The sequence below is a fragment of the Synechococcus sp. RS9907 genome, assembly GCF_014279615.1.
Taxonomy (GTDB): Bacteria; Cyanobacteriota; Cyanobacteriia; order PCC-6307; family Cyanobiaceae; genus Parasynechococcus.
In genome coordinates this window covers 1,071,416-1,098,237 of the sequence record NZ_CP047944.1, presented here as the reverse complement: position 1 = coordinate 1,098,237, position 26,822 = coordinate 1,071,416, and the positions used below count along the sequence as shown (strand labels likewise).

The window sequence follows — 26,822 nt, the reverse complement described above, 5'->3', positions numbered from 1 at the left end:
ACGACATCTTCCCTGATGAAAAACGGGATCACATCCCTTGAGAAACCAGCCACTCTTTTCGCCACTCACCCAGGCCAGGGAGCTGGATGAAAGCATCGGCGCGTTTATCCCCGTCGTCGTCCACCGCCAGCATCACTCCCTGAATCATCCAACTCGGCACCCTGCCCTCCGATTCAGGCAACATTCCAGCCATCCAGACCATCGCTTGAAGCTCACCAGACCGCCCGGAGAAGCCATCCATGCCGACGTCATGGCGAACGCCATTAATTTTGATCCGGTCCCCTTCGTCTGGATTGAAGTCGACAACCGTATCTGTATCCACGCCTTGGCCCCGACGATCGACCTTTCGAAATCGGAAGCGGTCTGCTCCAGTGCCCCCCGACAGCAGATCGCTCCCCTTCCCCCCGATCAGAACATCCCGTCCCGCGAAGCCCATGAGGACGTCATCACCACGACTTCCAGCCAAACGGTTCCGACCGCGATGACCTGCAATAACTCCGGGCTTCTTCAGCCGCCCGTGCCTCGCTGCAACTGCTTTGATGCCATACACCTCCGGAGACGATAAAGCTGGTATCACTCTTTCTCTCCTGCCGATCAACTGAATGGCTGGCGATGCCACCGGCTGATCCTTCAATTGATGCGCAAGCGAAGCATGACGCCGCTCAAACCGCTCATAAGCCGCCCAACGGGTGCTACTGACTCCACCCAGAACCGGATGAGATCGGTAATCCCTCGTCTCGATCCTCAACCTCGAGAACATAGGGCTGAGATAAAAAGCCTGGCCTAGGGCCGTTGGTGGGCTCCGTTTCCACCACTTATCCATCGGCTGAAAACCGGCACCACCTGAACGTAGCCCCGCCGACAAGAACCTCTTCTATAGTACAAAAATACTAATTTGATGCTCTGTGGAGCTCCAACACAGACCGCTTCCCCTGCAGCCCAAGCGCAGTCGACTCACGCTGCCCCTGGCCGGAGAACGGGTCGCCGCAGGCTTCCCGTCCCCCGCCGATGACTACGTCGACGTGGGGATCGACCTCAATGAACAGCTGATCCGGCATCCCACCAGCACCTTTTTCCTGCATGTGAGCGGCGAATCGATGACCGACGCCGGCATCCACGACGGCGATCTTCTGGTGGTCGATCGGAGCCTCGACCCGCGCCCGGGCCAGGTGGTTGTGGCTGTGCTCGACGGTGCCTTCACCCTCAAACGCCTGATGCGTCATCGCGGCCGGTTGCGCCTGGAAGCCGCCCATCCGGACTATCCGCCACTGGAGCTTCACCGCTGCGGCGAAGTGCAGATCTGGGGCGTCGCCATCCACGTGATCCATCCGCTCTGAAGCGACATCGCCATGCCTCAGGCCACGGCCCTGATCGATGGAAACAACTTCTATGCCTCCTGCGAACAGAGCCTGGATCCGGCTCTGATCGGTCACCCCGTGGTGGTGCTGTCCAACAACGACGGCTGCATCGTTGCGCGCAGTGCCGAAGCCCGTGCCCTCGGCATCCGCATGGGGACGCCGTACTTCAAGGCGCGCCGGGAGCTTGAACGGCACAACGTTGTGGTGCGCAGTTCGAACTACGCGCTTTATGCCGACATGAGCCAGCGGATGATGAGCCTGCTGGAGGCCCACTGTGAAGAGCTGGAGGTGTATTCGATTGACGAGGCCTTCGGGAGGATTCGTCGTCCCCGCGATGGCGACCTGCAGGGTTGGGCCCGCCAGCTGCGGGCACGGGCACGGCAGAACCTCGGCCTACCGATCGCCATCGGCTTAGGGGCCAGCAAGGCCCAGGCCAAGCTGGCCAATCGCCTGGCCAAACAGACCCCAGACCATGCCGGGATGTTCGACCTCGGCCAGTGCGACAACCCCGATCGCTGGCTGGAAACCATTGCGATCGAGGATGTCTGGGGAATCGGTCGACAACTGGCCCATTGGTGTCGCCTGCGGGGCGTCAGCAACGCACGACACCTCCGGGACATGCCGAGCGGTGAACTGCGCGCCAAATGCGGCGTGGTGGGTCTGCGGCTGCAACGGGAGCTGCGGGGCCATGCCTGCCTGCCGCTGGAGCTGGCACCAGCACCGAAGCAGGAAACCTGCGTGAGCCGCAGTTTCAGCCGACCCATCACCAGCCAGGAGGAGCTGCACCAGGCCATCGCCACCTATGTGGTGCGCGCCGCCGAGAAATTACGCAAGCAACGGCAACGGGCAGCAGCGCTCACCATCTACACCCGCACCAGCCCGTTCGCTCCTGGGTTTTACAGCCAAGCCGCCAGCACGCAGCTGGACCTGCCGAGCAATGACACAGCCGTGCTGCTGGAGGCGGCACGCCCCTTGGTGGCACGGATCTTTCGCCCCCACCGTCCATTGGCCAAGGCCGGCGTGCTGATGCAGCACCTGCAGAGCCACGACATCCTGCAGACCCATCTGATGGTGCCGATGAGTGAGGAGCAGCAGCAGAAACGGGAGTGCCTGATGCAGACCATCGACCGGATCAATCGGCGTTACGGGCGTGGAACCCTGCAATGGGCCGGTTGCGGACTGCAGCCCAGTTGGTTGATGCGGCGTGAGCAACTCAGCCGCGCCGCCACCACCCGTCTGCAGGATCTACCGGTGGTGAAGGCCTGACCCACAGCGTTGATGAGCCAGGCCTCAGACCTCCTGCAGCAGCTGGATGACCTGCTCACGGGTGCTGAGCAGCAAGACCATCCGCTCGCCGTGGGCGTTGAGACCCGTCTGCTCCCGCACCAGATCGGTGCTGGCCAACGCCAGTCCTCCGGTTTCAGTGAACAGCACCGGCAGGGTGCCCTGGTGCCCTCGCATGCCCTGCAGATCCAGCGCCTGACGAACAGCCCGCTGAGCCTTCTCGGAACCCAGACGCTCCACGAAGGCCGGCCAGAGGTGGTTGACCGGATCGAGCGCGGCGAAATCCAGCTGCGAATCAGTCATCAGGACGGCAACAACGCAAGGGCTTCGCTGATCATCTGCGGGGTGACGGCAATGCGCTCAAGCGGATCAGCATTGTCGAGGTAGGCGTCAAACGAGGCGAAGCGCTCGATCACAGGGTCGGCCCCCTCGGCGGCGCAAGCCTCAACCCAATCCCCCTCCTCCGGCTTCACCGCGACGTAGGCCTGCAGCGCTTCCTCCAGATCACCGCCGTCGCCGACGCCCTCGCCGTGCCAGATCGCTTCGAAGAATTCAGACATCTTCAACTCGAGGAACAGATCCTGATGCAGTTTGCCCAGACCAGCGGCCCATGGCTCAGGCGGCCGGGGGAACGGTGTAGCTGGCGCATCGTTGCTGATCCAGATGGCCGATGTGTTTTCGCTCGGTGTAATACAGCTCCTGGTAGCGCAGCGCATCACGGTTGAGGTCATCGAAGAGGGCCTGAATCCGCACCTCCATGTCCACGGAGGCCTGATCTGACGAAGCCTCCTGATCAATCAGAACAGCGATGCAGGATTCCAGGGTTTGCAGACGCTGGCCGCCCCAGGCCTCCAACAGGTGCCGGCAGCGCTTCAAGCTTTTCTGACGCTCCAGCAGGGCAGCAATGCCCCGCAGCTGCTCCAGGGGCTCCGCCAGGGCAACACGCTGCAATTCACCTGGCTCCAAAAGGGGCGTCAGGCGGGACACCAGCGCACTGCTCTCCAGCAGAAGCTGATCGGTGAGCAAGCGGGGCAGATCGATGAGATCCAGACCCTCGCCGTCGTCGTCGCAACGGCTGATCGACTCCATGCGCCCCTCACCCAGGTTGGTCTCCTCGAGATCCGTAATGGCCGCCCAGAGATGGCGGTGATGGGGAATGGCGAAATCCTCCAGTTCGCGTTTGCGCAGTTCCTGGCGAATCGTGGCCCGATGCCGGGGGCAATGCAGATACAGCCGCAGCAGATCGGCCTCACAACGCTCCCGCTGTCCGGATTCACCGGGCTGCTCGTGACGGCTGGAGCGCCCATGCCAACGCTGGCCCTTCACCTGCTGCCGCAGGTCGTCCTCGAGCTGAAGCGCCAGGCGTCCCTGGCCACCACTGAGGCGCTCCGCCACCCGTTGGAGGTAGTGGGTGCGCACGGCGGACTGGGGCAGTTTGCCCAGCAGCCCCACCAGGGCCGTGACCGCCTGTTGGAACTGGTCGGCCCGGCTGAGATCGCGCTCCTCCAGCACCTGCTCGATCTGCCAATCCAGCCAGAGGGGGGCCTGATCGAGCAGGGCGCGGTAATCGCCGGCCCCGTTTTGTTTGAGGAACTCATCGGGGTCCTTGCCTGATGGAAGGTGCAGAACCCGCAGCTCCAGCTGGCCCTGCATCGCCAGCTGCTCCACCTCACCGATGGCCCGATTGGCTGCACGGACACCGGCGCCGTCAGCGTCGAAATTCAGAACGATCCGCTTGCTGTCGCTGACGCGGCACAACTGGGTGATCTGCTGACTGCTCAGGGCCGTGCCGAGGGAGGCCACAGCGTTGGTGATGCCGGCGGCATGCAGGGCAATCACATCGAAGTAGCCCTCCACCACCACCGCCCTGTCGTCCTTGCGGATGGCATTGGAGGCCTTGTCGAGACCGAACAGATGCTTCCCCTTCTCGAACACTTCGGTCTCAGGGGAGTTGAGGTATTTCGGTTCGCTGCCATCAAGGCTGCGTCCCCCGAAACCGATCACCCGGCCCTGACGGTCATGGATCGGCACCATGACCCGATGGCGGAAGCGGTCATAGAACCCGTTGCCACCCTTGCGGGGAACCACCAGCCCAGCAGCCTCGAGAAGCTCAGGCGCCAGCCCCTCAACCTGTTGGAGATGCTTCAGCAGACCATCCCACTGATCCGGCGCATAGCCGAGTTGAAAGGTCTCCTGGGTGGCGGGACTCAACCCTCTGGCCTCACTCAGGTACTTGAGGGCCTCTGCGCCGGCAGGCGCCATCAACTGGCTACGAAACCACCCGGCAGCCAGGGCCAGGGCCCGTTGCAGCTTGTCTCTGCGGGACAACTGTTGCCGCAGCCGTTCCTGCTGCGGACCATCCACCGTCTCGATCGGCAGCTGATAACGCCGCGCCAGATCCAGCACCACATCGCTGAAACTCTGGCGCTGGAACTCCATCAGGAACTTGATGGAGTTGCCGCCAGCACCACAGGAGAAGCAGTAGTAGAACTGCTTGGCGGGCGACACCGTCATCGACGGTTTGCTGTCGTCATGGAACGGACAGATCCCGACGAATTCCCGTCCCTTCTTCTTGAGCACCACGTGCTCGCCCACCACATCAACGATGTCGGCCCGTTCCTTGACGGCCTCGATCGTTCTTGGGTGCAGGCGGGCGTTCACCATCGGTCCATTCTGCGAAGTCGCAGGGTTCCGTGCACCCCGTCATCCAAACAGCCATGGCCGAACCGCAGACCCCGCAGCCCTGGTGGAACCGGGACTCGGTGCGGGGCAGCCGTGCCCTGATCCTGAGTTCCCTGGCTTTCAGCCTGATGACGGTGTGCGTCAAGCAACTGAACAGTCGGCTTCCGGTGGCGGAAATCGTGCTGTGCCGGGCCCTGATCAGCATCGTTCTGACCGCTGTGGGCCTGCGTCTGGCCGGGGTCTCCCCGTGGGGCCAGCGACGGGGGCTGCTGGTGGCGCGGGGGGTGCTGGGCAGCTTGGCCCTGCTCTGCTTCTTCGAAGCGATTGACCAGCTGCCGCTCGCTTCAGCGACGGTGCTCCAGTACACCTACCCCACCTTCACCGCCGTAGCAGCGCTGTTGCTGCTAGGCGAGCCCCTGCGCCGACGCATCAGTGCGGCGGTTCTGCTGGGCTGGATCGGCGTCACCCTGGTGGTGCAACCGCAGTGGCTCACGGGAACAGCCCAACCTGCGCAACTGATCCCTGCCCTGACCGGCATTGGAGGCGCTCTGATGACCGCCCTGGCCTACGTGAGTGTGCGACGGCTGTCGCAAACCGAGCACCCCTTGGTGATCATCCTCTATTTCCCGATGATCTCGGTTCCCCTGACCCTGCCCTGGGTTCTGCAGCAAGGGGTCTGGCCCCAAGGCATCGAATGGTTCTGGCTCCTGGGGGTTGGGGTGATGACCCAGCTGGGCCAGATCTGGGTGACCGAGGGCCTGCGCTGCCTGCCCGCCGCCCGAGCCACATCGATCAACTACGTGCAGGTGGTCTTTGCCGCAGGCTGGGGCTGGCTGTGGTTCGCCGAATCGATCAATGCCTGGCAGGTGGGCGGCGGGATGCTGGTGCTGGCCGCCACCCTGATCAGCCTGTCGGCGCGACGTTAGAGCTCAGGCTTTGTCCAAACCCAGGGGGTACGTCAGCCAGGCCTGGCGATCGTCGGATCCGCCTTTGGGTCTGGCCAGGCGCCAGCTCTGACCACGGGAGCCCCGCTGCAGAAACAGTTCAAACGGGCTGTCCACCTGCACACGGTCGCCGGGCAGCTGCCAGTCGAAGCGGCCTGAAATCCTGAGGCCCTGCTCGTCACCCAGGGCAAAACTTTCCTGGTCCTCCACCCGCACCCGACTCACGCTTGGGGCGATGGGCATCGGGGTGAGATCGAGGGAGCTGGCAATGGCCGATTGGGTGAGCTGAATCTGCAGGGCCAGCGCTTCATTCAGAAGAGCCCGTGGCGGCTGAGATCCGTTGCATGCCGTCAGTGAAACCACGATCGTTAGAACGCACAGCACCTGAAGCAAACGGCGCACAACGCGCTTGAAAGCAGAGACAGGCAATGACAGCTGCGGCAACATGACGCGGTTGAAACCTCTCCCCATGATCGGCTGGCTGCAGGGACGACCGATGGAGTGCTGGACTCAAGGCAACCGTAGCGGCGTTCTGCTGCTCTGCGGTGCGGTCGGATATGAGGTGCACCTGACAGAACGTCATCAGCAGAACCTGCCGGCGGATGGCGACCTGAACCTGTGGATTCATCAGGTGCAGCGGGAGGACGGCAGCAGCCTCTACGGCTTTCCCCTGCGCCAGGAGCGGGATCTGTTCCGGCTGCTGATCAGCGTCAGCGGTGTGGGCCCCCAGGCCGGTCTGGCGCTGATGCAGGAATGCAAGCCCCAGGAGCTGGTGGAAGCGATCAGCAGCGGTGATCTGCGTCGCATCTGCAAGGCGCAGGGCATCGGCAAACGCACCGCTGAGCGCCTGGCGGTGGAACTCAGGGCCTCGATTGCGGCCTTCGCGGGCGTGGATCCCGCCCCATCGCTGGCGGAAGGCGTCAGCTCGGAGCAGATGCCGGCAAGCGGTGCCGATGTGGAAGCGACCCTGTCGATGCTGGGTTACGACGATCTGGAAATCCGTCGAGCCATCCGTGCGATCGCTGAGGGCGCCGATGGCCAACCGCCTGCTGGTGACGACCAAGACGCCTGGCTGCGGGGCTGCCTGCAATGGCTGAGCCGCGAATCGGCCTGAGCCGCCCCACGCGAAGGTAAGCTAGTTGTTTGCACTGACAGGGCCGCCCCCCGCGCATGTCGCTTGATACCACCGAGAAGCAGCAGCTGATCAACACCCACCAGACCCACGGCACCGACACCGGTTCTGCCGAGGTCCAGGTGGCCATGCTGAGTGAACGGATCAACCGTCTCAGCAGCCACCTGCAGAACAACATCCATGACTTCTCCTCACGCCAGGGGCTGCTCAAGATGATTGGCCGCCGCAAGCGCCTGCTGAGCTACATGCGCAGCAAGAGCGAGCAACGCTACGCCGACACGATCGCCAAACTGGGCATCCGCGGCTGATCGACGTCCCCCATGCCTGAGCAACGCAATCCCCTCCCCTTTGAGCCCAAAGGGTCCGGGAAGGGAAGCAAGCCTGCTTCAGGGACGCCACGGCAGGAAGCCATTCCTCGCTACGTGGCCGATCGGATGGCGCGCCGGGTTGCTGTGTTCACAGGACTCCCGTCCCTCGCTGGGATGGGAGTTTTTGTTGGCAGTTATTTCGTCGTCACCCGTGGCATCGCCGATATCGCTCCAGGGCTCACGCTGACTGGCTCCGGCCTGTTTTTCCTCCTGGGTCTGGTGGGCCTCAGCGTTGGCGTGTTGACCGCCAGCTGGGATCCCGAGCCGGGTTCTCTGCTGGGCTTCGAGAACTTCAAGCCGAACATTCAGCGGATGAAGGAGTCGATCCGGGCCCAGAAGCAGCAGCAACAGCAATCGAAGTCCTGATCCAGTTCTGTGGATCAGGCCCTCCTGATCAGACGATCAGGTGAGCACCAGACGGTCGCTGCATCGGGCTTCAAAAGATTGGGTGCGCAGTGACGCGATCGCCGCATCAACGTCTTTGACGCAGAACTGGGAACCGAGTCGCACATAGCGAACGCTGTCGCCGTGGAACACCTCGGCGACCACAGGCACCTTCACGCCCAGCTCATCCCGCTCGGGGCGATGTTGGTTCAGGCATTCCCGCAGCTTGTGCTGAATGGCGATGTCGCTGGCCTGATCGGAGGGGAGCTGAACCAGCAGCAGATTGAGCTCATCGACGGCACGGCAGTCGTCAATGATCAGCTGCACCCGCTCGTCACGCCGATCAACCCCAGCCCACACCAAGAGGCGGGCTTCAGCCATCAGGTGATCTGCGAGGCGCGCGTAGCTCTTGGGGAACACCACGGCTTCGCAACTTCCGGTGAGATCCTCGAGCTGCAGGATCGCCATGCGATCGCCCTTACGGGTGGTGACCTGGCGCATTTCAGCCACCATCGCGATGGCACTCACCTTGGCTTTGTCGGGCTGTTCCTCCAGGGAGCCCAAACCGATGGGAGCCAGCAACTTCGACGAGGGTGTGAGCTGTTTGAGTGGGTGATCGGAGAGGTAGAAGCCCACCAGATCTTTTTCGAGACGAAGCTTTTCGGTTGGGGGATAGTCCGGCACCGGCGCCGCCTTGGGTGCATGGCTGAGATCCGCCGGCCCATCGGCATCGGCGGCAGGAGCCATCAGATCAAAGAGGTTGCCCTGTCCGCTGTCTCGATCTTTGGCCCGTGAGGAGGCCCAGTCGAGCAGCAGATCAAGATCAGCCATCAACTGGGCACGGTTGGCCTGCGGATCCATGGCATCCAGGGCACCGCAGTGAATCAACGACTCCAGGCCACGGCGGTTGAGCACCGAGGACGGGATCCGATCACACAGATCGGCCAGGGAACGGAAAGGCCCATCGCTATCGCGGGCGGCGATCAATTGACGGATCGCACCATCACCAAGGTTGCGAACGGCGGACAGGCCGAACAGGATCCGATCGCCGTTGGGGGTGAAATCGGTGAGCGAGGCATTCACATCCGGGGGCATCACCTCAATCCCCATCGCATTGCAATTGGAGATGTAGCGCTGCACTTTGTCGGCAGCTCCGGCGTTCACCGTGAGCAGGGCCGCCATGTAGGCGACCGGGTAGTGCGCTTTCAGGTAAGCCGTCTGGTATGTAACGGCGCCATAGGCCGTGGAATGGCTCTTGTTGAAGCAGTATTCAGCGAAAAGAACCATCTGATCAAACAGTTCGTCGGCGACCTTTTCATCAACGCCGCGCTCTCCAGCACCCTGAACGAAGATGCCGCGATGCTTTTGCATCTCGGAGACTTTTTTCTTGCCCATCGCCCGCCGGAGAAGGTCTGCCTGACCCAGGGAGTAGCCGGCCAGATCCTGAGCGATCCGCATGATCTGCTCCTGGTACACCATGATCCCGTAGGTCTCGGACAGGATCGGCTCAAGAATCGCGTGGGCGAAGTCGATCGCCTCCCGGCCGTGCTTGCGGTTGATGAATTTGGGAATCAGGCCCGCATCGAGGGGCCCCGGTCTGTAAAGGGCAAGAATCGATGAGATGTCTTCCAGGGATGACGGCTTGAGATCACGCACGATCTGCCGCATCCCGCTGGATTCCAACTGGAAAATCCCCTCAAGATCACCACGCGCGAGGAGCGCAAAGGTCTCTTCATCCTGCGGTGGCAGCTTGTCGGGGTCGACACGGGTGCCACTGCTCACCTCCACCAGTTCGAGGGTCTTTTCGATCATCGTGAGGTTCTTCAACCCCAGGAAATCCATCTTCAACAGACCCATGGATTCCACGTCTTCCATGAAGTACTGGGTGATCACCTGACCATCGTTGTTGCGCTGCAACGGCACCAGTTCATCGAGGGGATCAGCGGCGATAACAACACCAGCTGCGTGAACACCAAAGGTTTTGTTGGTGCCTTCAATCCGCATCGCCATGTCCACCCAACGCTTCACCGTTGGATCCGCCTCGTACTTCTCGCGGAACTCGGGGTTGGGTGATTCCTCGCCGATCATCGCCTTGAGCTTGGCGGGCTTGCCGCGAACCACCGGGATCAGCTTCGCCAGACGGTCGGCATCGCCGTAGGGAATGTCGAGCACCCGGGCCACATCCTTCAAAACCGCCTTGGAGGTCATCCGGTTGAAGGTGATGATCTGCGCCACCTTGTCCTCGCCGTAGCGCTCGGTGACGTAGTCGATCACCTCCCCACGACGCTCGATGCAGAAGTCGGTGTCGATGTCAGGCATCGACTTGCGTTCGGGATTGAGGAAGCGCTCGAACAGCAGACAGTTGGTGATCGGATCAATGTTGGTGATCCCCAGGCAGTACGCGACGAGCGACCCTGCGGCGGAGCCACGACCCGGACCGACGGGAATGTTTTGTTCCCGGGCAAAACGGATGTAATCCCAGACCACAAGGAAGTAGGTGGGGAATCCCATCTGCTCCATGATCTTGAGCTCATGGGCCATGCGCTCGGCATAGTCGTCGGGCAACGGGGCCTCAGGGCTGAGCTCGAGCCGATCCCGCAATCCCTGCTCGGTCACCTCCCTCAGGTAGCTGACGGGGGTATGGCCCTCGGGAATGGGGAAGCGGGGCATTTGATAGCGCCCAAGAATGTCGTAGGGCTCCACCTTCTCGGCCACCTTGACGGTGTTGGCGATCGCCTCCTGAACCACCTCAGGCTCCAGGTGATCCTTGAAGAGAAGTCCCATCTCCTCTTCGGTTTTGATGTATTCGGTGCCGGTGTAACGCAGCCGCTTCTCATCGGTAATCAGCTTGCCGGTGAGCACGCAAAGCAAGGCATCGTGGGCTTCAACGTCCTGCTTGCTCAGGTAGTGGGCATCGTTGGTGGCAACGATCTGAATGCCGAGCTCCTTGGCAATTTTGACGATCTCAACGTTGACGATCCGATCTTCCGGGGATCCGTGATCCTGGATCTCGAGGTAGTAGTCGTCGCCGAACACCTCCTGATACCAAGCCGCCACCTTGCGAGCCACATCGGGGCGACCCCGCAGAATCGCCTGGGCGATTTCACCGCCGAGGCAGGCCGTGGCGATGATCAGGCCTTCGCTGTGTTGCTTCAGCAGCTCCTTGTCGATGCAGGCACGGGAGAAAATCCCGCGTCCCCGCATCCCCCGCAGGTGGCTGATGCTGGTGAGCTTCACCAGATTGCAGTAACCGGTGGCGTTTTTGGCCAGCACCACCAGGTGATATCGCTTCTCCTTCTTGGGTTGTGGGTCGTCAATGGACCCGTTGATCACATACATCTCATTGCCGATGATCGGCTTGAGATCTGAACCCTGACAGAGCTTCAGCAGCTCAATCGCGCCGTACATCACGCCATGATCCGTCAAGGCGATGGCGGGCATGCCCAGCTGCTTCGCCCGCTCCACCATGGCCGGCAACTGCGACGCACCGTCCAGAAGGCTGTAGTCGCTGTGGTTGTGGAGAGGAACGAAAGCCATGGGGTCAGATTAGGACCCCACGCAAGATCCAGCGTTCAAGGGGAACACACCCCCCACATGTGGGGCAACTCAGGGAACCAGTGCGGCTTCCGGGCGTGATGCAAACACCTGAGCGGCCTGCTCATACTGATGCGCCACCTGAAGCAGGCGCGGTTCATCCAACACATTGCCGATCAGCTGCATCCCGATCGGCAGACCCGCCGCGCTGAATCCACAGGGAACACTGATGGCCGGAAGTCCAGCAAGGTTGACCGGAATCGTCAGCAGGTCAGCCAGATACATCGCTAGGGGGTCGTCGGCGTGGGCGCCAGCCTTGAAGGCCGTGGACGGCGCTGTTGGCGTCAGCAGCACATCAACACTCTGGAAGGCCGCATCAAAATCCCGCCGGATCAGGGTGCGCACCTGCTGCGCCTTTTTGTAATAGGCATCGACGTATCCGGCAGACAGGGCGTAGGTGCCGATCAGGATTCGCCGTTGCACCTCAGCGCCGAATCCTTCAGCACGGCTTCGCGCCGTCATCGCGGCAAGGCTCTCGGCGTCTTCGGCACGGAAGCCGTATTTGACACCGTCGTATCGCGCCAGGTTGGCCGACGCCTCCGATGGTGCGATCACGTAGTAGGTGGCGATGCCGTCGTTGAACCGGGGGCAGCTCACCTCCACCAGTTCAGCGCCGAGAGCCTCCAGCTGGGCAGCAGAGGCCTGCACCGATGCCTTCACCTCAGGATCGAGGCCTTCGGCATCGAAGCACTCCTTGATCACCCCCACCTTCAGGCCCTTGATGGACTGGTTGAGGCCGGCGCTGAAATCGGGAACCTCTGCATCAAGGCAGGTGGAATCGCGGGGGTCGGGCCCGGCGATCACCTGGAGCAGTTCGGCCACATCAGCAACGCTGCCGGCGAAGGGACCCACCTGATCCAGAGAGCTGGCGAAGGCCACCAGGCCCCAACGGCTGACGCGGCCGTAGGTGGGCTTGAGGCCCACCACACCACAGAACGACGCCGGTTGGCGGATGGAGCCACCGGTGTCGGAACCAAGCGAAGCGACGCAACTGCCAGCAGCGACGGCCGCTGCACTGCCACCGGAGCTTCCACCCGGCACATGGGCGGTGTTCCAGGGGTTCTGTGTGGCCCCGAATGCGGACGTTTCGGTTGAGCCACCCATGGCGAACTCATCCAGATTTGTCTTGCCCACCAACACACCACCGGCCTGCCAGAGCCGCTCGGTGACCGTGGATTCGTAGGGCGGCACGAACTGCTCAAGCATGCGGCTGGAACAGGTGGTGCGAACACCTTTGGTGCAGAGGTTGTCCTTGATCGCCAGTGGCAATCCCGCCAGGGGGCCAAGCGTCTCTCCGGCGGCCCGGGCTTCATCGATGCGGGACGCCTCAGCACGGGCCTGATCGGCCGTGACTTCAACAAAAGCGTTCAGCGAAGGCTCAGAACTTTCGAGCCGCTTGAGGTGCTGATCAACGAGCTCGCGGGAGGAAACCTCGCCGCTCTGCAGTTGCTGACGCCACGCGCTGATCGTCATGTCCCTGCGATCCATTGCAGCAAGGACGCTATCAGCCGCAGGATCAGCCCTCAGCCGAGATGGTGAGGGGCTCGGAGCGCCGGGTCCGCAGCAGGGAATGGCTGATCGACTGGGGTTGCTCCGACTTGACGTCGTCCAGGAAGGCACTGAGCTGGCTTTCCAGCCCCTTGCGGGTGATGAAAGGACCGAACCAGTAGGTCACATCAGGGCCAGACGTCTGAACGCGAGCCCACCAAGCGACTCCAAAGCCATTGGCAAGGCTGCGCAGCGGCCGAATCAGGGGACTCATGGGAGGAACAAGACCTCGGGGCATTGTGCCCCGAGATCTTGGTCAACCGCGCTGTTTTCAGGGAGATAGCTGGATGTTCTGATCGAACGGCAAGGCAGCATCCGGCTGCGATGGATTCAGATCCAGGTCAATCCGCTGTTCCGGAGCCTGCTCCACAGGTGCTTCAGGCTGTTCGGGCGAAGCGGGCTGTTCAGACGAAACAGGTTGTTCAGCCACAACAGGCGATTCAGCACCGGCAAGTTTGGGCCTCCGAATCGGCGGCGACGGTGCCTGACCGTGAATGTCCTTCATCCAGTTGCGCCGTGCCACTTCATAGACGCACAGGGCTGTGGCGACGGAGGCATTCAGGCTCGGTGTGATGCCCCGCAGCGGGATGCGAACCAACTGGTCGCAATGGCGCCGGGTCATCAGCGACAGGCCCTGGTCCTCGGATCCGGTGACCAGCACCATCGGCCCACTGAGGTCGACATCGGTGAGGGTCACATCCCCTTCAGCGGCAAGGCCCACCACCCTGTAGCCGGAGTCTTTGAGCTTTTCCAGGGAGCGATTGAGGTTGACCACGCGTGCCACCGGCAGGTGTTCCAGGGCTCCGGCGGCCACCTTGGCGGCGGAACCGGTCAAGCCAGCACTGCGGCGCTGGGGGATCACCACGCCATGGGCTCCCATGGCTTCAGCGGAGCGAACAACCGCCCCGAGGTTGTGGGGGTCGGTGACACCGTCCAGGGCCACCAACAGGGGGGGTTCGCCCAGATCCGAGCAGCCCTCGATGAGGCTGTCGAGATCAAGGGTTTCCGCCGCCGCCGTCTGCAGGGCGATGCCCTGGTGAACGGACCCACCTGTGATCTGTCCCAACCGGGCCCAGGTCACCTCTTCCACGAGAACGCCCGAGGCCTTGGCATCGCGCAGGAGCTGGAGGAATTTGGAGGCACTGCGCATCTCGGCAGTGCACCAGATGCGATGGATGGGGCGTCCACCCTCCAACGCGGCTTGGGTGGCATGACGCCCCCAGATCAGATCGTCCGCTGGCGGGGTGGCCGCTGCAGCCTCCGGGGCTGCATCCGGCCGCTGAGGACGAGCCTCGTCGAAGCGGGATCTGGGGCGCTGGGACGGTTGGCGCCGTTCATCCCCGGAGCGACGGCGGTCGCCGAACCGATCGTTGCGATCGCGAAAACGTCCCGGCCCTGAGCGTTCGTTTTGATAGCCCGAGCGGGGGGCGTTCTGATCTCGGTCGAAGGAACGGGAGCGGTTGCCGAAACGCTCTTTCGGGCGATCACCGAAACGTTCTCCAGTTCGATCACCGGATCGATCACCGAAACGCTCACCAGACCGCTCCTTGAACCGATAACCGGGTCGATCACCAGAGCGCTCACCAAACCGATTGCCGGGTCGATCGCCACCTCGCGACTGGTCCCACTCCCCATCCCGTGGAGCGCGTCGTTCGCGATAACCGCCGCCATCACGCCCAGGCTTGGCATAAGGGGAGCGACCGCCGTCAGAACGGCGGTTGCCCGGCATGGGGCGACCATTGCCGGAACGGCCCATCGACGAGCGCCCCCCTGCCGGTCGTCCACTGCCACCAGGCCCCGAACGGCCATCGCGGGATGGGCCGCTGGAGCGGCGTTCAAAGCGAGGGCTCATGGTGTGCGAGGCAACGTTATGGGTTGGATCCGGCTTGCTCCAAGTGATCGAAGAGCTCCGCAAGCCGGGCTGGATTGTTCAGAAACAGCCAGCCCACCATTGTCTCAAACCCTGTGGCCCTTCCATAAACCGCAGCGTCTGCGCGCCGTGGCCCCCGCCCGGCACTGTTGCGACCCCGCCGCACCAGATCGAGTTCTTCTGAACAGAGGAGCTCGCGTTCTTCCAGCCAGCTCAACAAACGGGACTGGGCGTCAGCACGAACATCAGCCACAACGGCGCGATGCAGGTCGTCAGAACGTCCTGGCCTCGACCCATGGCGGAGCCGTTGATGCAGCTCCCACACAGCATCACCAATCCAAGCCAGCTGCAATGAACCCAGCTGTTCGTTGATATCCCGGGGAGACTGGCTTCGAATCCAATCGCTCAAGCGGCCAACTGGTTGAGGGCTGTGGGCAGATCCTCCACCAGATGAAGGAACTCCTCAAGACGCACCAACTTGATCGTCTGCGTCACCCTGGTGTTGCCCACCAAAAGAAACGATCGTTTGGCATCCGTGCATTGCTTGGCCAGCTGAACGAGCGCCCCAAGGCCGGATGAGTCGAGAAAATCGATCTTGCTGAGATCGAGAACAGACGGAAGCTTGTTGGCCTTCAAAACATCGCCCACGTACTCCTTGAACTGCTTCTCGGAGTAGGCATCCAACTGACCGGTGAAATGAAACACCAAACAGCCGTCTTTCTGTTCGAATCCGCCCCGGAGAGAGACGGTCAGTCGCTGCAGTTCGCTGATGGGATCAAGCCCCCCAGGCATCATCGGCACGAAGTGTAGTGATGCTGAGCGTTGGCTACCACCTCATCAACGGCGATCGGCCATCAGCGTCACAAAGCGGGCGAAATGATGGTCGGCGTCATGGGGGCCCGGACTCGCTTCTGGGTGGTACTGCACCCCGAACACCGGCTTTTTACGGTGGGCGATCGCTGCCACGGTGCGGTCGTTCAGATTGAAATGGGTGACGTCGATGACGTCTGAATCAAGGGAATCAGCGGAGAGGGCAAAGCCGTGGTTCTGACTGGTGATTTCAACCTGGCCTGTGGTGCCACAGGGATGGTTCAAGCCGCGGTGGCCATAGGACAGCTTGAACGTCTCTCCGCCCAGGGCCAGACCAAGGATCTGATGGCCCAGACAGATGCCGAACAGGGGTAGATCGGATTCCTCCAGCAACAGCTTGGCCAGGGCAATCCCACGGGTCACCGCTGCCGGGTCGCCAGGGCCGTTGGACAGGAAGACGCCATCCGGGCGATGGGAACGAACCGTCTCCAGATCCGTGTCTGCCGGCAGAACCGTGACATCACAACCATGGGCGACCAATCGATCGAGGATGGCGCGCTTGATGCCGAAATCGATGGCGACAACGCGGAAGGGCGCGTCGCTGCGGCGCTGCAAACGCTGATCGAAGCCAACACTGCAGGCCTGATTCCACTGGTAGGGCTCACGGGTTGTGACGCGGTCCGCCAGGTTCAACCCCTGCATCGACGGGGCCTGCTTCAGGAGCTCAAGCAACTGCGCCGGGGTCTGGCCGTCACTGCTGATCACGCCATTCATGGCCCCCACCTCACGCAGGTGACGCACCAGGGCACGGGTGTCCAAACCGCTGATGCCCACCAGCTGGTGGGTCTGCATCCAGCTCTCAAGGGACTGTTCACAGCGCCAGTTGCTGGGAACTGGGGCCAGCTGGCGGGCAATCACGCCACGGGCATGGGGGCGATCAGCTTCTTGATCGTCAGCATTCACCCCGGTGTTGCCGAGTTCCGGATAGGTGAAGCTCACAAGCTGCCCGGAATAGGAGGGGTCTGTCAGCACCTCCTGGTAACCGGTCATGCCGGTGTTGAACACCACCTCACCGATGGTGGTGCCGCGATGGCCGAAGCCGACACCGGTGAGAACCGTGCCATCGGCAAGGACGAGATAAGCCTTGTCTGATGGGGAATCGGGCATCGAAGGGCCGCCGCAGGTCATCAGTCACTCATTCTCCATCTCCGTCGGACAGGGCATCCCGCAGAGCCACAAGCTTGTCCCAGGCCTTGCCCTCGTTGAGAACAGCCAGAGCCTGAGCAACAGCAGCCGGCAGATCGCTTTGCAGCCCGGCAGCCCAGAGCACCAGGGCTGTGTTGAAGGCCACAACCTCCGTCTGCGCCAGGGATCCCTGCCCCTGAAGAACGTTCTGAAGGATCTGCTGGTTCACCGCGCAGTCACCACCGCGTAGCTGATCGAGACCAGCACGGGTGAGGCCCAGATCTTCAGGGGAAACCTCCTTTGTGGTGATGCCCCCGGATTCGATCAGACGCAAGGCATTGGGCCCCGCCAAGGACGCCTCATCGAGGCCTCCAGCGCCATGAACCACCACGGCACGGCTCAAGCCCAAGTGCTGCAGAGCGCCCGCCATGGGGTCGAGAAGTTCCGGACGCGCCACGCCAAGAACCTGCGCCTGGGGCTGCAGCGGATTGACCAGAGGACCCAACAGGTTGAACACCGTGCGGACCCCCAGGCTGCGTCGTAGCGGCGCCAGATTCACAAGAGCTGGATGCCAGGCGGGAGCGAACAGGAAGGTGACACCGGTTCCCGGCAAAGCGTCAACCACCTTGTTCAACGCTGCCTTGAGGTTGAGGCCGAGCCCCTCGAGCACGTCGGCTGAACCCACTTTGCCGCTGGCGCTGCGGTTGCCGTGCTTGGCCACATTGACCCCGCAGGCGGCGGCGGTGAAGGCGACCGCCGTGGAGATGTTGAAGGTGTCGGCACCATCACCACCGGTGCCGCAGGTGTCGACCATGGCCAGATCGGGCCGGGGGCAAGGGAGGGGGCAGGCCTCGCGCAGGACAGCCGCCATGGCCGCCAGCTCATCGGCCACCATCCCCTTGGCCCGCAGTCCCGCAAGGAACGCCCCGGTCTGCACGGGCTCGAGCTCTTCGGCCAGCCAGGCACGCATGAGAGCAGTGGCCTCATCGGAGCTGAGGTTGTTTCCCTGCAGCAGATGGTCCAAGCAACCGGACCAGGAACGCGGGTCTGAAGACATGGAGGGGGGCTGGCAGTAAAAAACCCGGGGTGCGAGGCACGCCGGGCCGGGTGATGGGGACAGTCCCACTATCCCCCAGATCAACGGATAACGACCAGCCGTTGAAGCCGGATGCCTAGGTTGGCCTGCCAACGGGACCCACGAGCTCGCATGGCCGCCCTTCGTCTCGATCTGATCGGCCGCTATCTGCGTCCCCACCGCCGCACGGTGCTGCTGGGAGCCATCGCTCTGGTGGTGGTCAACGTTCTGCGGGTCACGATCCCGATGGAAGTGCGCAGCGTTGTGGACGAGCTGCAGGAGGGATTCAGTTACGCCGGAGTCCTGCGCCAGGCGGGATGGGTTGTGCTGCTCGCCAGCACCATGGGGGTGATCCGGCTGGCCTCGCGACAACTCATCTTCGGCGTGGGCCGGCAGGTGGAGGTGGATCTGCGTCAGCGCCTGTTCGAGCACATGCTTCGCCAGGAACCCGATTGGATTCAGAGCAAAGGCAGCGGTGAAGTGATCAGTCGCGCCACCAGCGATGTGGAAAACATCCGGCGCCTGCTCGGATTCGCGATTCTCAGTCTGACCAACACGCTGCTGGCCTATGCGCTGACGCTGCCCGCGATGTTGGCCATCGATCCGTGGCTGACCCTGGCTGCCGTCGGGCTTTACCCCGTGATGCTCAGCACCGTGCGCCTGTTCGGTGGACGCATGATGCGTCAGAAGCGCGCGCAGCAGGAAGAACTCTCCGCCCTCAGCAACCTGATTCAGGAGGATCTCTCGGGAATCGGGGCCATCAAGATCTACGGCCAGGAGGGAGCAGAACAGCAGGCCTTTGCCACACGCAACCGCCGCTACCGCGACAGTGCCATTCAGCTGGCGAGAACACAAAGCACTCTCTTCCCGCTGCTTCAGGGCATTTCCTCCCTCTCGGTTCTTTTGCTGCTGGCCATCGGCAGCGGCCAGCTCGAAGCCGGTCGTCTGAGCATTGGAGGACTGGTGGCCCTGATCCTTTATGTGGAGCAGCTCGTCTTCCCAACGGCACTGCTGGGGTTCACGCTCAACACCTTCCAGACCGGCCAGGTGAGCCTCGAGCGGGTGGAGGAGTTACTGAAACGGGAACCAAAGATCAAAGACCCAGATCCCTCTGATGCTCAGCCCCGGCCAACGGCAGAACGCCGGGGGCGTTTTGAAGCCCGTGACCTGACGGTTCAGTACCAGGGCACAGAGCAGAACACCCTCAATGGCCTGAGCTTCTGCATCGAGCCTGGGGAGTTGGTGGCTGTTGTCGGGGCCGTGGGCTGCGGCAAGACCACCCTGGCTCGGGCCTTCGGTCGGATGGTTCCACTGGAACCGGGACAGCTGTTCCTGGATGGTGTGGATGTCACCCAGATGCCCCTGAAGAGGTTGCGCCGTGACGTGGCGATCGTTCCCCAGGAGGGCTTTCTGTTCACCAGCACCCTGGCGGACAACCTGCGCTATGGCGACCCTGAAGCCAGTGATCAGCGGGTTGAACTGGCGGCAGAGCAAGCCCGCCTGGCTGATGACGTGAAGGGCTTTCCCGATGGTTTCGGAACCATCGTTGGTGAACGCGGCATCACCTTGAGTGGTGGTCAGCGTCAACGCACAGCTTTGGGCCGGGCTCTGCTGATGTCGGCGCCGGTGTTGGTCCTCGACGACGCCTTGGCCAGCGTTGACAACAACACGGCTGCGGCGATTCTGGATTCGATTCGAGCTCAGGACGACCGGACGATCGTGATGATCAGCCATCAACTTTCAGCCGCAGCGGCCTGTGATCGCATCCTGGTGATGGAGAACGGACGCATCGTTCAACAGGGTCACCACAACGCCTTGATTCAGCAGCCGGGTGTGTACAAACGGCTTTGGGAGCGTCAGCAGGCCTCGCAACAACTGGATGCGTTGGCTTCCTGAAGAATCTCCGGGCGGTTTCTGACAACACGAACGTTCGTGGCTTAGCTGTGAAGGCAACTCCTTGCCTATGACCAGCGGATCCCCCTTCGCGGTGCGCTGCACGCTCACCTTTGGCGATATCTACGGACAGGTGCTGGCCTGGATGGCCGTCATTTTTGTGAGCCTGGCTGCGGGGCTTGCCCTGATGGGCTCGTCGCGACCGGTGTTTGCGCTGGTGGGAGTGGGGCTGATTCTGGTGCTCAGCCTGCCGTTTCTGCTCTTCGCCTTTGTCACAACGCTGCTGAATCACATCCAGCTCAACCCAGTTGAGGGGGAAGCCGACGCGTCTTGAGCATCCACGGCAACAAGAAACAAGGGCCTGTCAACACATCCGGAACGGCTATCCCGCGATGGTTCCGGAGGACGAGACCACGATCCCTTGGTCGGCCATCAGCAGAAGCTCGTTCCATCCTGCACAGCGATTAAGGACAGACAGTCCTGGCGCAGACGCGGTTTCTGGTTCAACCGAGTGAACCACCTGTTTTTGTTTCTGAGAAACAGCTTTCTTCATCAACAAGCCATCAATCAATGGCTTGCAATTGATTGATCCATCCAATTCGTCTTCTTTCTGGCCATAGCCCAGCCATCGGCACAAGCTCCTCCACCCCTGATGACATTCCCAATGGTATCAACAATCAAATGTGCCTGACCCGCAGACTCGCCTCGAGACAGCTCAGCAACAGCGCCATTCAGGCTGAAAACCACTGACAAACAATCAAAACCTTTCTGCAGAGCATTGTTCAAAGAAGAACCACTCTTCAAGACAAGCTTTGATTCGTTCCCTATGTATCCCTCCCTTGGGGAGCCATCACTGAAAGTTCACAGATGGCCCTCTACGCGGCAGCATCACTGTGCTGAATCCGCTGCCTAAGCTCTGCGGACCAACGCAACCAACATGCTTCCTTCCTGGCTGTCTCCCCGCGGCAGCGCCGAATCCTCGGCCCCGGCAACGCACGCCGTGTTGGGAACGCCGCTGAAGGCACCCCTAATGGCTGACCAGGAGGAAGCAATCTTTGCCTGTGGATGCTTCTGGGGTGCTGAAAAAGGGTTCTGGCGACTGCCTGGGGTGGTGAGCACTGCTGTGGGGTATGCGGGAGGCCAGACCGAGGAACCGAGCTACAACGAGGTCTGCTCCGGCAGAACCGGGCACACGGAAGTGGTGCGCGTGGTGTGGAGCCGACCCGCCCTCGACTTCAGCGACCTGCTGAAACTGTTCTGGGAGTGCCACGACCCCACCCAGGGCAACAGGCAAGGCAACGACACCGGCAGCCAATACCGATCAGCCATCTACACGTTCAATCCGGAGCATCTGCAACTGGCCCTGGCCAGCCGGGATGCCTATCAAGCCTCCCTCTCGGCCAAGGGCTACGGGGCCATCACCACCGAAATCCTGGCGGACCAGACCTTCTATTTCGCCGAGGACTACCACCAGCAGTACCTCGCCAAACCCGGCAGCCGCCCCTACTGCTCCGCGATGCCAACCCAGACCCTGCTTGATGACTTCGAGGGATCGAACTACAAACTCCCGAAGCAGGTCTGGGACCAGTACGACTGGTCCATCAGTCACTGCGTGCTTCGATCCGAGAACAGCCCGATCGCCCTGGGCTGATTCGGCCAAGATGAAGAAGGTCCCGACCCATGTCATGCCCGAACCCTGGTCTGATCGGCAGGTGATCCTGGCGATCGCCCTCACCTTGATTTTGGTTCTGGGCCTGATCCTCGGCAGTGTCTCCTTCAATCGAGAGCAGCAGGCTCCGATGCTGTGGCGGGAGACCCCCCAACCCACAGCAAAACCTTTGGCAATCTGACCACCAGCCCGCGGGCACGCTTCCTGTTGGTGCGATCGTGGGACAACAAGGACCCCTCCGTTCTGCGGTGAGTGAACGGCCTGATCCATCCGAGCAGCGTCAACTGCATCCCCTGCCGAGGGGGCTGGTGGAGCTCTATGGCTTGATCGCCGTTCTGGTGGTGCTCATCCCCGAATGGCTGGCGGATGGAACCCTGAATCTGGGCCAGGCCAAAGGCCCTGCCTCACTCCCGATGCGCTCGAGAGCCTGGCGCACCCTGCCCGAGCTGCGTCTGGCGGCGATGACCCTGGCTGAGCTTCGCCAGGCGGCTGCGGAACTGCGGGTGTACCACTACGGATCCGCAACGAGAGACCAGCTCACCACTCGGTTGCTCAGGCGACTCAGACGCCGGGATGCACTGTGATAACTTAAATCTGACGGGGCGTGGCGCAGCTTGGTAGCGCACCACTTTGGGGTAGTGGGGGTCGTGGGTTCAAATCCCGCCGCTCCGATTCAACCGTCTTGTTTCCCCACCTGAACATCAAAACTTCAGGGATTGAGCCGGCGGTTACGCCGGCTCTTTTTTTTGCCTTCAGCGGCGGCCAGCGCCAGTCACCACCAGATGCCTGGAGGCATCAATCTGAAGCCAGCCTTCATCCCGCAACTGCCCCAACACGCGGGTCACGGTCACCCGTGTGGTGCTCAGGGCACTGGCGATCTCCTGATGGGTCAGGCGAAGGTTGAGCCGCAAACCGGCATCACACGGTTCGCCAAAGTCCTTGGCGAGCAGCTCCAGGAAACCCCGGACCCGTTCCTCAACGCGACGCAGCCCCAGCAGGGCCAGGAGCGACTCCGCCTGGCGGTAGCGGGCGGCCATGGCCTTGGCCAAACCAAGCGCCAACTGAGGAGACTGCTCCAGCTCCGCCAGATTGCAGCAGAGCAGATCGCAATCGGTGAGCGCTACAGCCTCATAGGCCTCCACATTGGTGAATGCGGCACCGAAGGGTTCATTGGGACCCACCAGGCCAAGCACCAGCTCGTCGCCATGCACCGACAGCGCCCCGAGCTTCACCATGCCGCGCACCACAAACCAAACACTGTTCTTCAGCAGAGGAACGAAACTTCCCGCGGTGACATGAACAACATTGCGATTGTCGTAGCTGCTTTCAAGAAACGCCTTGAAGCCCAGCGCTGTTGAACTCAGATCAGCCGACGGAGTGGCAAGCATTTGGAATCCCGTGAATCCAGAAAAACTGTATTGAGGACAACATCGATCCCCAACAAAGAGCTGGGAGAGATTCGGGGGAGATTCGGTTAAGAAGGCTCTAACACTGATCGCAATTTGAATCATTCAGCCCATCAAAAAAGGGCCCCGAGGGGCCCCTTTGATGACTGGTTTTCAAAACCAATTCAAGCCAAGATCACTTGCCGATCTTGTTCACAGCGGCCTTGGACTTGGCCAGGATGTCGCCCTTGAGGGGAACGAAGCCCAGGGAAGGAGCCTTGTTCTGAGCAGCGTCGCTCAGCATGTAGTTGAAGGCGTCCTGAACCACCTTGGCGTTGTCTCCGTTGCCGGTTTTGTACGCCAGAACCCAGGTGAGGGTTGCGATGGGGTAAGCGCCCTTGGCGGTGGGGTTGGGGTTCTTGCCAGCCAGGTCCTTGTCCAGGCTGATGCCATTGAGGGCCTTGGCACCCGCAGCCACAGAGGGCTTGAGGAACTCACCGGACTTGTTCTGGAGAGCGGCGGCAACCACCTTGCCCTTGATGTACGACTGGTTCACATAACCGATCGCGCCTTCACGGTTCTGGATCAGGCCAGCCACACCGGAGTTGCCCTTGGCGCCAACTCCTGCGGGCCACTTCACAGACTTACCAGTGCCGAGGGTCCAGGTCTTGGAGAAGGCCTGCATGGAGTTGGTGAAGGCCTTGGTGGTGCCAGAGCCATCGGAACGGTGCACCCAGGTGAGGGTGCCGGGCTTGCAGCCGAGCTCCTTCCAGTCCTTGATCATGCCCATAGCGACCTGAACGGCCTGCTCCTGGGTGAGCTTCAGGTTGCAACCGGGCTTGTTGTAGCCGAAGGCGATGGTGCCACCCACCATCGGGATCTGAACCACACCACGGGTGACCTTGGCCATGTCCTTCTTCTTCATCGGATCATCCGATGCACCGAAGTTCACGGTCTGGTCGATGAAGGCTTTACGGCCGGAACCGGAACCCACCGCCTGGTAGTTGACCTGAGGGCCACCTGCCTTGGCCAGGTCGGCGAACCAACGCTGATAGATCTTGGCGGGGAAAGAGGCACCTGCGCCATTGAGCCGTTCAGCGGCAGAAGCCGACATGCTGGCGCCAAGGGCCAGAACGGAGGAAAGGAGGAGAGCCTTTTGGGCGAAACGAGTCACAACCAGAAAGAGGACTGTTGCAATTCACACCTAATCGGAGGCCCAACAGAGTGTCGTTAAAGCCCCGTTAACAACGGTTAAAGCTCATGGATATCCTTCAAAAACCATCAAAAAACCCCGGCTTGGCCATCCAAACCGGGGCATGTCATTCACCCAATCAAGGGTTCGCATTCAAGGCTGAATGCCTGCCACCGCACTGCGGGATTTTTCAAGGATGCTGCCCCGGAGAGGCACAAAGCCCAGGGCCGCAGCACCCTCCTGGGTGGAGTCGTCCAGCATGTAGTTGAAGACGTTCCTCACAGCTTCAGCCTTGGCGCCATTGCCCTCGGCGTAAGCCAACACCCAGGTGAGTGTTGCGATGGGGTAGGCACCGGCAGCGGAGGGGTTGGGGTTGCTGCCCGCTAGGTACTGATCAAGCTCAATGCCGTTGAGGGCTTTGGCACCAGCCTCCACGGAGGGCTTGAGGAATTCCCCGGATTTGTTCTGCAGCGCAGCAGCCTGCACATTCCCCTTGATGTACGACTGGTTCACATAGCCGATCGCGCCGACCCGGTTGTCGATCACCCCGGCAACGCCCGAGTTGCCCTTGGCACCCACGCCCACCGGCCATTTCACCGATTTACCGCTGCCGAGGGTCCAATCCGTTGAAAAGGTCTGCAGCGAGTTGGTGAAGGCCTTGGTGGTGCCGGAACCGTCCGAGCGGTGCACCCAGGTGATCGTGCCCGCTTCACAGCCGAGCTCCTTCCAATCCCTGATGCGGCCGATGGCCACCTCCACAGCCTGTTGCTGGGTGAGCTGAAGCTCGCAACCCGGTTTGTTGTAACCGAAGGCGATCGTTCCCCCCACCATCGGGATCTGAACCACCCCCTGGCTCACCTGCTTGCGGTCAGCCTCCTTGATCGGGTCGTCCGAAGCGGCGAAATCCACGGTGCCATCGATGAAGGCTTTGCGGCCGGAACCGGAACCCACCGCCTGGTAGTTCACCTTGATTCCGCCGGAGCCGGCGAGCTCGGCGAACCAGCTCTGGTACACCTTGGCGGGGAAGGAGGCCCCCGCCGCATTGAGGCTGGACACACTGGAACTGCCGCCACAGGCGGCGAGGCCAACAGCGAGAACGCTCAGGCTTAAAACAACCAGGGAACGATGTGCCAAAACCGTTTGAGTGATTTGCTCCATCCTCCCGCGTCGTTAAGCCAGGCTCAGAGGTGGCCTACACGGTGGGCACGAAGGTGGAGGCGACGGTGAGCCGTGTTGCCACCGCATAACAGCGCAGCCAGCGGTTCACCCGTTTGCGGTGGGGAGCGGGAACCTCCTCAATCAACTGGCTGAGTTCATCCGCCCCCATGCGTCGCAGGGCACGCACATCCACATGCCAGAGCGCTTCAGCTTCACGGATCAAACGCGCCCAGGTGCGCACCTGCTGCCACTGACGCAGGCGGGAGCGGACGGGGCGTTGGTGGGGATGCAGAAAAGCCGTCATGGATTCAGCCTGCTGCGTTCAGCAGCACTCTCTGCAAAATCACCCAGACGCTTCGGAGTGCTGAAGCAAATGCGCAGGCTCAGGCGCTGAGGCGATCGGCTTCGAGCTCAACGGGGGCGACCGGAAACTCCAGCTCTGCCACCTCACGATCGCTCAAACGACGGGTCCAGGCCCCCTTGATCGGATCGTTCCAACGGAAACCCGCTGCTTTGGCGAGGTGGCGTTCGTCGAACGACACCCGGGCACGCATCAACTGGCGGGGTTCCAGGCCCCGCTCCAACAGCTGCTCCAGGTCGTCGCAGCGGGCGAAGACTTCCGCGATGTAGATGCAATCGCTGAGGGCGCGGTGGGCCGCCCAGACCGGGACGCCGTAGGCCAGGGCCAGGTCCCGCACCGACGGCCGCGAACGCAGCTGACGCTCCGCCGGCCAGCGGATGTCTTCCATGGTGCACAGCCACGGCGTTGCGGTGGCCGGCACAACGCCGAGACCGAACCACTGGCGATCGAAGGCCGCGTTGTGGGCCACCAGCAGATCGGCAGCTTCAAGCAGATGCTCAAACCACACCAGCGCCTCCCGCCAGGGCTGGGGCCTGCGGGTGACGGCGGCGGGGATCCGGTTGATCGCCTCTGCCGCGTTGGAGTCCACCGGCAGGAGGAAAGATTGCTGGGCCAGCACCGAACGACTCGGCACATCAAACAAAATGCAGCCCACCTCCAGGCATTGGTCCTGCTGCGGATCCAGACCGGAGGTTTCAGTGTCGATGATCAGCAGGGTGGTGGGTGAGGCCTTTGGCGCGTCCTCGGGCTGATCAGCCTTGGCCTCGGGTTCAGCGGCTGGAGGAGCAGGCATCGGCATTGCCGCTGTTTGGGGCTCCGCCTGAGGCCTTGAAAATCCCGCAAGCAAATCGAGCTGTTCAGGCATGGCGCAGTGACTCCTCCCGCCCCTGATTCTCCCGCCCCGGGCAAGGTGCCTGCTGCCTAGGGTTC

Annotated in this window: 30 protein-coding genes and 1 tRNA gene; 12 read left to right on the top strand and 19 right to left on the bottom strand. The window is 62.1% G+C overall.

The features are described 5' to 3' along the window. Positions 1-28: 28 nt before the first annotated feature. Positions 29-760 carry a calcium-binding protein gene (locus SynRS9907_RS05955; protein WP_255446032.1) on the bottom strand — a complete coding sequence of 244 codons (732 nt, stop codon included), beginning with the start codon at positions 758-760 and terminating at the stop codon, positions 29-31. Between the two features lie 145 nt (positions 761-905). Here SynRS9907_RS05955 and SynRS9907_RS05950 point away from each other — a divergent pair, with 145 nt between their 5' ends. Further along, the gene (locus SynRS9907_RS05950; protein WP_006850817.1) at positions 906-1,337 is read left to right on the top strand and encodes a LexA family transcriptional regulator; all 432 of its coding nucleotides are present in this window, start codon (positions 906-908) and stop codon (positions 1,335-1,337) included. 12 nt (positions 1,338-1,349) lie between these two features. After that, positions 1,350-2,624 (top strand): Y-family DNA polymerase, encoded by a 1,275-nt coding sequence (locus tag SynRS9907_RS05945; protein ID WP_188022139.1) that lies wholly within the window; start codon positions 1,350-1,352, stop codon positions 2,622-2,624. Between the two features lie 24 nt (positions 2,625-2,648). Here the strand turns inward: SynRS9907_RS05945 and SynRS9907_RS05940 are convergent, their stop codons facing one another. From SynRS9907_RS05940 to dnaG, 3 genes are read right to left on the bottom strand one after another with little or no spacing between them, the layout of a single operon-like run. Beyond that, the gene (locus SynRS9907_RS05940) at positions 2,649-2,945 is read right to left on the bottom strand and encodes a hypothetical protein (protein ID WP_006851716.1); all 297 of its coding nucleotides are present in this window, start codon (positions 2,943-2,945) and stop codon (positions 2,649-2,651) included. Next, positions 2,945-3,202 carry a hypothetical protein gene (locus SynRS9907_RS05935; protein WP_115132806.1) on the bottom strand — a complete coding sequence of 86 codons (258 nt, stop codon included), beginning with the start codon at positions 3,200-3,202 and terminating at the stop codon, positions 2,945-2,947. The genes SynRS9907_RS05940 and SynRS9907_RS05935 overlap by 1 nt, the downstream gene beginning before the upstream one ends. A 55-nt stretch (positions 3,203-3,257) precedes the next feature. Then, complete coding sequence (gene dnaG, locus SynRS9907_RS05930) at positions 3,258-5,306, bottom strand: DNA primase (protein WP_186515210.1); 2,049 nt, start codon at positions 5,304-5,306, stop codon at positions 3,258-3,260. 53 nt (positions 5,307-5,359) lie between these two features. On the opposite strand from dnaG, the gene SynRS9907_RS05925 reads away from it, so the two are divergent. Then, positions 5,360-6,250 carry a DMT family transporter gene (locus SynRS9907_RS05925; RefSeq protein ID WP_188022138.1) on the top strand — a complete coding sequence of 297 codons (891 nt, stop codon included), beginning with the start codon at positions 5,360-5,362 and terminating at the stop codon, positions 6,248-6,250. A gap of 3 nt (positions 6,251-6,253) precedes the next feature. Here SynRS9907_RS05925 and SynRS9907_RS05920 read toward each other — a convergent pair whose 3' ends face one another. Beyond that, a complete protein-coding gene (locus tag SynRS9907_RS05920; protein ID WP_188022137.1) occupies positions 6,254-6,715 on the bottom strand; it encodes a hypothetical protein in 462 nt (153 codons plus the stop codon). A gap of 22 nt (positions 6,716-6,737) precedes the next feature. On the opposite strand from SynRS9907_RS05920, the gene ruvA reads away from it, so the two are divergent. The 3 genes from ruvA to SynRS9907_RS05905 are packed head-to-tail and all read left to right on the top strand — an operon-like array spanning position 6,738 to position 8,134. Further along, positions 6,738-7,382, top strand: a complete 645-nt coding sequence (gene ruvA / locus SynRS9907_RS05915) for a Holliday junction branch migration protein RuvA (protein WP_188022375.1) — start codon at positions 6,738-6,740, stop codon at positions 7,380-7,382. 56 nt (positions 7,383-7,438) lie between these two features. Next, positions 7,439-7,708 carry a 30S ribosomal protein S15 gene (gene rpsO / locus SynRS9907_RS05910; RefSeq protein WP_006851408.1) on the top strand — a complete coding sequence of 90 codons (270 nt, stop codon included), beginning with the start codon at positions 7,439-7,441 and terminating at the stop codon, positions 7,706-7,708. A gap of 12 nt (positions 7,709-7,720) precedes the next feature. After that, complete coding sequence (locus tag SynRS9907_RS05905) at positions 7,721-8,134, top strand: PAM68 family protein (protein WP_188022136.1); 414 nt, start codon at positions 7,721-7,723, stop codon at positions 8,132-8,134. Positions 8,135-8,170: 36 nt separating this feature from the next. On the opposite strand, the gene SynRS9907_RS05900 is transcribed toward SynRS9907_RS05905, so the two are convergent. From SynRS9907_RS05900 to trpD, 8 genes are all read right to left on the bottom strand, one after another. Beyond that, entirely contained in the window at positions 8,171-11,689 is a 3,519-nt protein-coding gene (locus tag SynRS9907_RS05900; protein WP_188022135.1) for a DNA polymerase III subunit alpha, read from the bottom strand. Positions 11,690-11,758: 69 nt separating this feature from the next. Next, positions 11,759-13,234, bottom strand: coding sequence for an Asp-tRNA(Asn)/Glu-tRNA(Gln) amidotransferase subunit GatA (gene gatA, locus SynRS9907_RS05895; protein WP_188022134.1), 1,476 nt, complete (start codon positions 13,232-13,234; stop codon positions 11,759-11,761). Positions 13,235-13,262: 28 nt separating this feature from the next. Then, complete coding sequence (locus SynRS9907_RS05890; protein WP_186495541.1) at positions 13,263-13,508, bottom strand: DUF1816 domain-containing protein; 246 nt, start codon at positions 13,506-13,508, stop codon at positions 13,263-13,265. A gap of 57 nt (positions 13,509-13,565) precedes the next feature. Beyond that, entirely contained in the window at positions 13,566-15,146 is a 1,581-nt protein-coding gene (gene rlmB / locus SynRS9907_RS05885; RefSeq protein WP_188022133.1) for a 23S rRNA (guanosine(2251)-2'-O)-methyltransferase RlmB, read from the bottom strand. Positions 15,147-15,162: 16 nt separating this feature from the next. Continuing rightward, complete coding sequence (locus SynRS9907_RS05880; RefSeq protein WP_188022132.1) at positions 15,163-15,573, bottom strand: Mini-ribonuclease 3; 411 nt, start codon at positions 15,571-15,573, stop codon at positions 15,163-15,165. Further along, positions 15,570-15,959 (bottom strand): STAS domain-containing protein, encoded by a 390-nt coding sequence (locus tag SynRS9907_RS05875; protein WP_188022374.1) that lies wholly within the window; start codon positions 15,957-15,959, stop codon positions 15,570-15,572. The genes SynRS9907_RS05880 and SynRS9907_RS05875 overlap by 4 nt, the downstream gene beginning before the upstream one ends. A 42-nt stretch (positions 15,960-16,001) precedes the next feature. Next, the gene (carA, locus tag SynRS9907_RS05870) at positions 16,002-17,162 is read right to left on the bottom strand and encodes a glutamine-hydrolyzing carbamoyl-phosphate synthase small subunit (protein ID WP_188022131.1); all 1,161 of its coding nucleotides are present in this window, start codon (positions 17,160-17,162) and stop codon (positions 16,002-16,004) included. A gap of 7 nt (positions 17,163-17,169) precedes the next feature. Then, positions 17,170-18,216, bottom strand: coding sequence for an anthranilate phosphoribosyltransferase (trpD, locus tag SynRS9907_RS05865; RefSeq protein ID WP_188022130.1), 1,047 nt, complete (start codon positions 18,214-18,216; stop codon positions 17,170-17,172). 150 nt (positions 18,217-18,366) lie between these two features. Here trpD and SynRS9907_RS05860 point away from each other — a divergent pair, with 150 nt between their 5' ends. Next, a complete protein-coding gene (locus SynRS9907_RS05860) occupies positions 18,367-20,130 on the top strand; it encodes an ABC transporter ATP-binding protein (RefSeq protein ID WP_188022129.1) in 1,764 nt (587 codons plus the stop codon). A gap of 67 nt (positions 20,131-20,197) precedes the next feature. Further along, complete coding sequence (locus tag SynRS9907_RS05855) at positions 20,198-20,461, top strand: hypothetical protein (protein ID WP_188022128.1); 264 nt, start codon at positions 20,198-20,200, stop codon at positions 20,459-20,461. Positions 20,462-20,509: 48 nt separating this feature from the next. Here the strand turns inward: SynRS9907_RS05855 and SynRS9907_RS05850 are convergent, their stop codons facing one another. Beyond that, positions 20,510-20,764, bottom strand: coding sequence for a hypothetical protein (locus tag SynRS9907_RS05850; protein WP_188022127.1), 255 nt, complete (start codon positions 20,762-20,764; stop codon positions 20,510-20,512). A gap of 300 nt (positions 20,765-21,064) precedes the next feature. On the opposite strand from SynRS9907_RS05850, the gene msrA reads away from it, so the two are divergent. The 4 genes from msrA (at position 21,065) to SynRS9907_RS05830 (ending at position 22,468) form a co-directional block, all read left to right on the top strand. Further along, complete coding sequence (msrA, locus tag SynRS9907_RS05845) at positions 21,065-21,778, top strand: peptide-methionine (S)-S-oxide reductase MsrA (protein ID WP_188022126.1); 714 nt, start codon at positions 21,065-21,067, stop codon at positions 21,776-21,778. A gap of 10 nt (positions 21,779-21,788) precedes the next feature. Continuing rightward, entirely contained in the window at positions 21,789-21,977 is a 189-nt protein-coding gene (locus SynRS9907_RS05840) for a hypothetical protein (RefSeq protein ID WP_188022125.1), read from the top strand. Between the two features lie 67 nt (positions 21,978-22,044). Continuing rightward, positions 22,045-22,380 carry a hypothetical protein gene (locus SynRS9907_RS05835; protein WP_006850005.1) on the top strand — a complete coding sequence of 112 codons (336 nt, stop codon included), beginning with the start codon at positions 22,045-22,047 and terminating at the stop codon, positions 22,378-22,380. A gap of 14 nt (positions 22,381-22,394) precedes the next feature. Then, positions 22,395-22,468 (top strand) — tRNA-Pro (locus SynRS9907_RS05830). A gap of 80 nt (positions 22,469-22,548) precedes the next feature. Here SynRS9907_RS05830 and SynRS9907_RS05825 read toward each other — a convergent pair. The 5 genes from SynRS9907_RS05825 to SynRS9907_RS05805 form a co-directional block, all read right to left on the bottom strand. Next, positions 22,549-23,184 (bottom strand): Crp/Fnr family transcriptional regulator, encoded by a 636-nt coding sequence (locus SynRS9907_RS05825; RefSeq protein WP_188022124.1) that lies wholly within the window; start codon positions 23,182-23,184, stop codon positions 22,549-22,551. A gap of 193 nt (positions 23,185-23,377) precedes the next feature. Continuing rightward, positions 23,378-24,295: a phosphate ABC transporter substrate-binding protein PstS gene (gene pstS, locus SynRS9907_RS05820; protein WP_188022373.1), complete on the bottom strand. Its 918-nt coding sequence runs from the start codon at positions 24,293-24,295 to the stop codon at positions 23,378-23,380. A gap of 231 nt (positions 24,296-24,526) precedes the next feature. After that, positions 24,527-25,531 carry a phosphate ABC transporter substrate-binding protein PstS gene (gene pstS / locus SynRS9907_RS05815; RefSeq protein ID WP_188022123.1) on the bottom strand — a complete coding sequence of 335 codons (1,005 nt, stop codon included), beginning with the start codon at positions 25,529-25,531 and terminating at the stop codon, positions 24,527-24,529. A gap of 34 nt (positions 25,532-25,565) precedes the next feature. After that, positions 25,566-25,835 carry a hypothetical protein gene (locus SynRS9907_RS05810; RefSeq protein WP_188022122.1) on the bottom strand — a complete coding sequence of 90 codons (270 nt, stop codon included), beginning with the start codon at positions 25,833-25,835 and terminating at the stop codon, positions 25,566-25,568. A gap of 79 nt (positions 25,836-25,914) precedes the next feature. After that, positions 25,915-26,757 carry a 3'-5' exonuclease gene (locus tag SynRS9907_RS05805; RefSeq protein ID WP_188022121.1) on the bottom strand — a complete coding sequence of 281 codons (843 nt, stop codon included), beginning with the start codon at positions 26,755-26,757 and terminating at the stop codon, positions 25,915-25,917. Positions 26,758-26,822 lie beyond the last annotated feature (65 nt).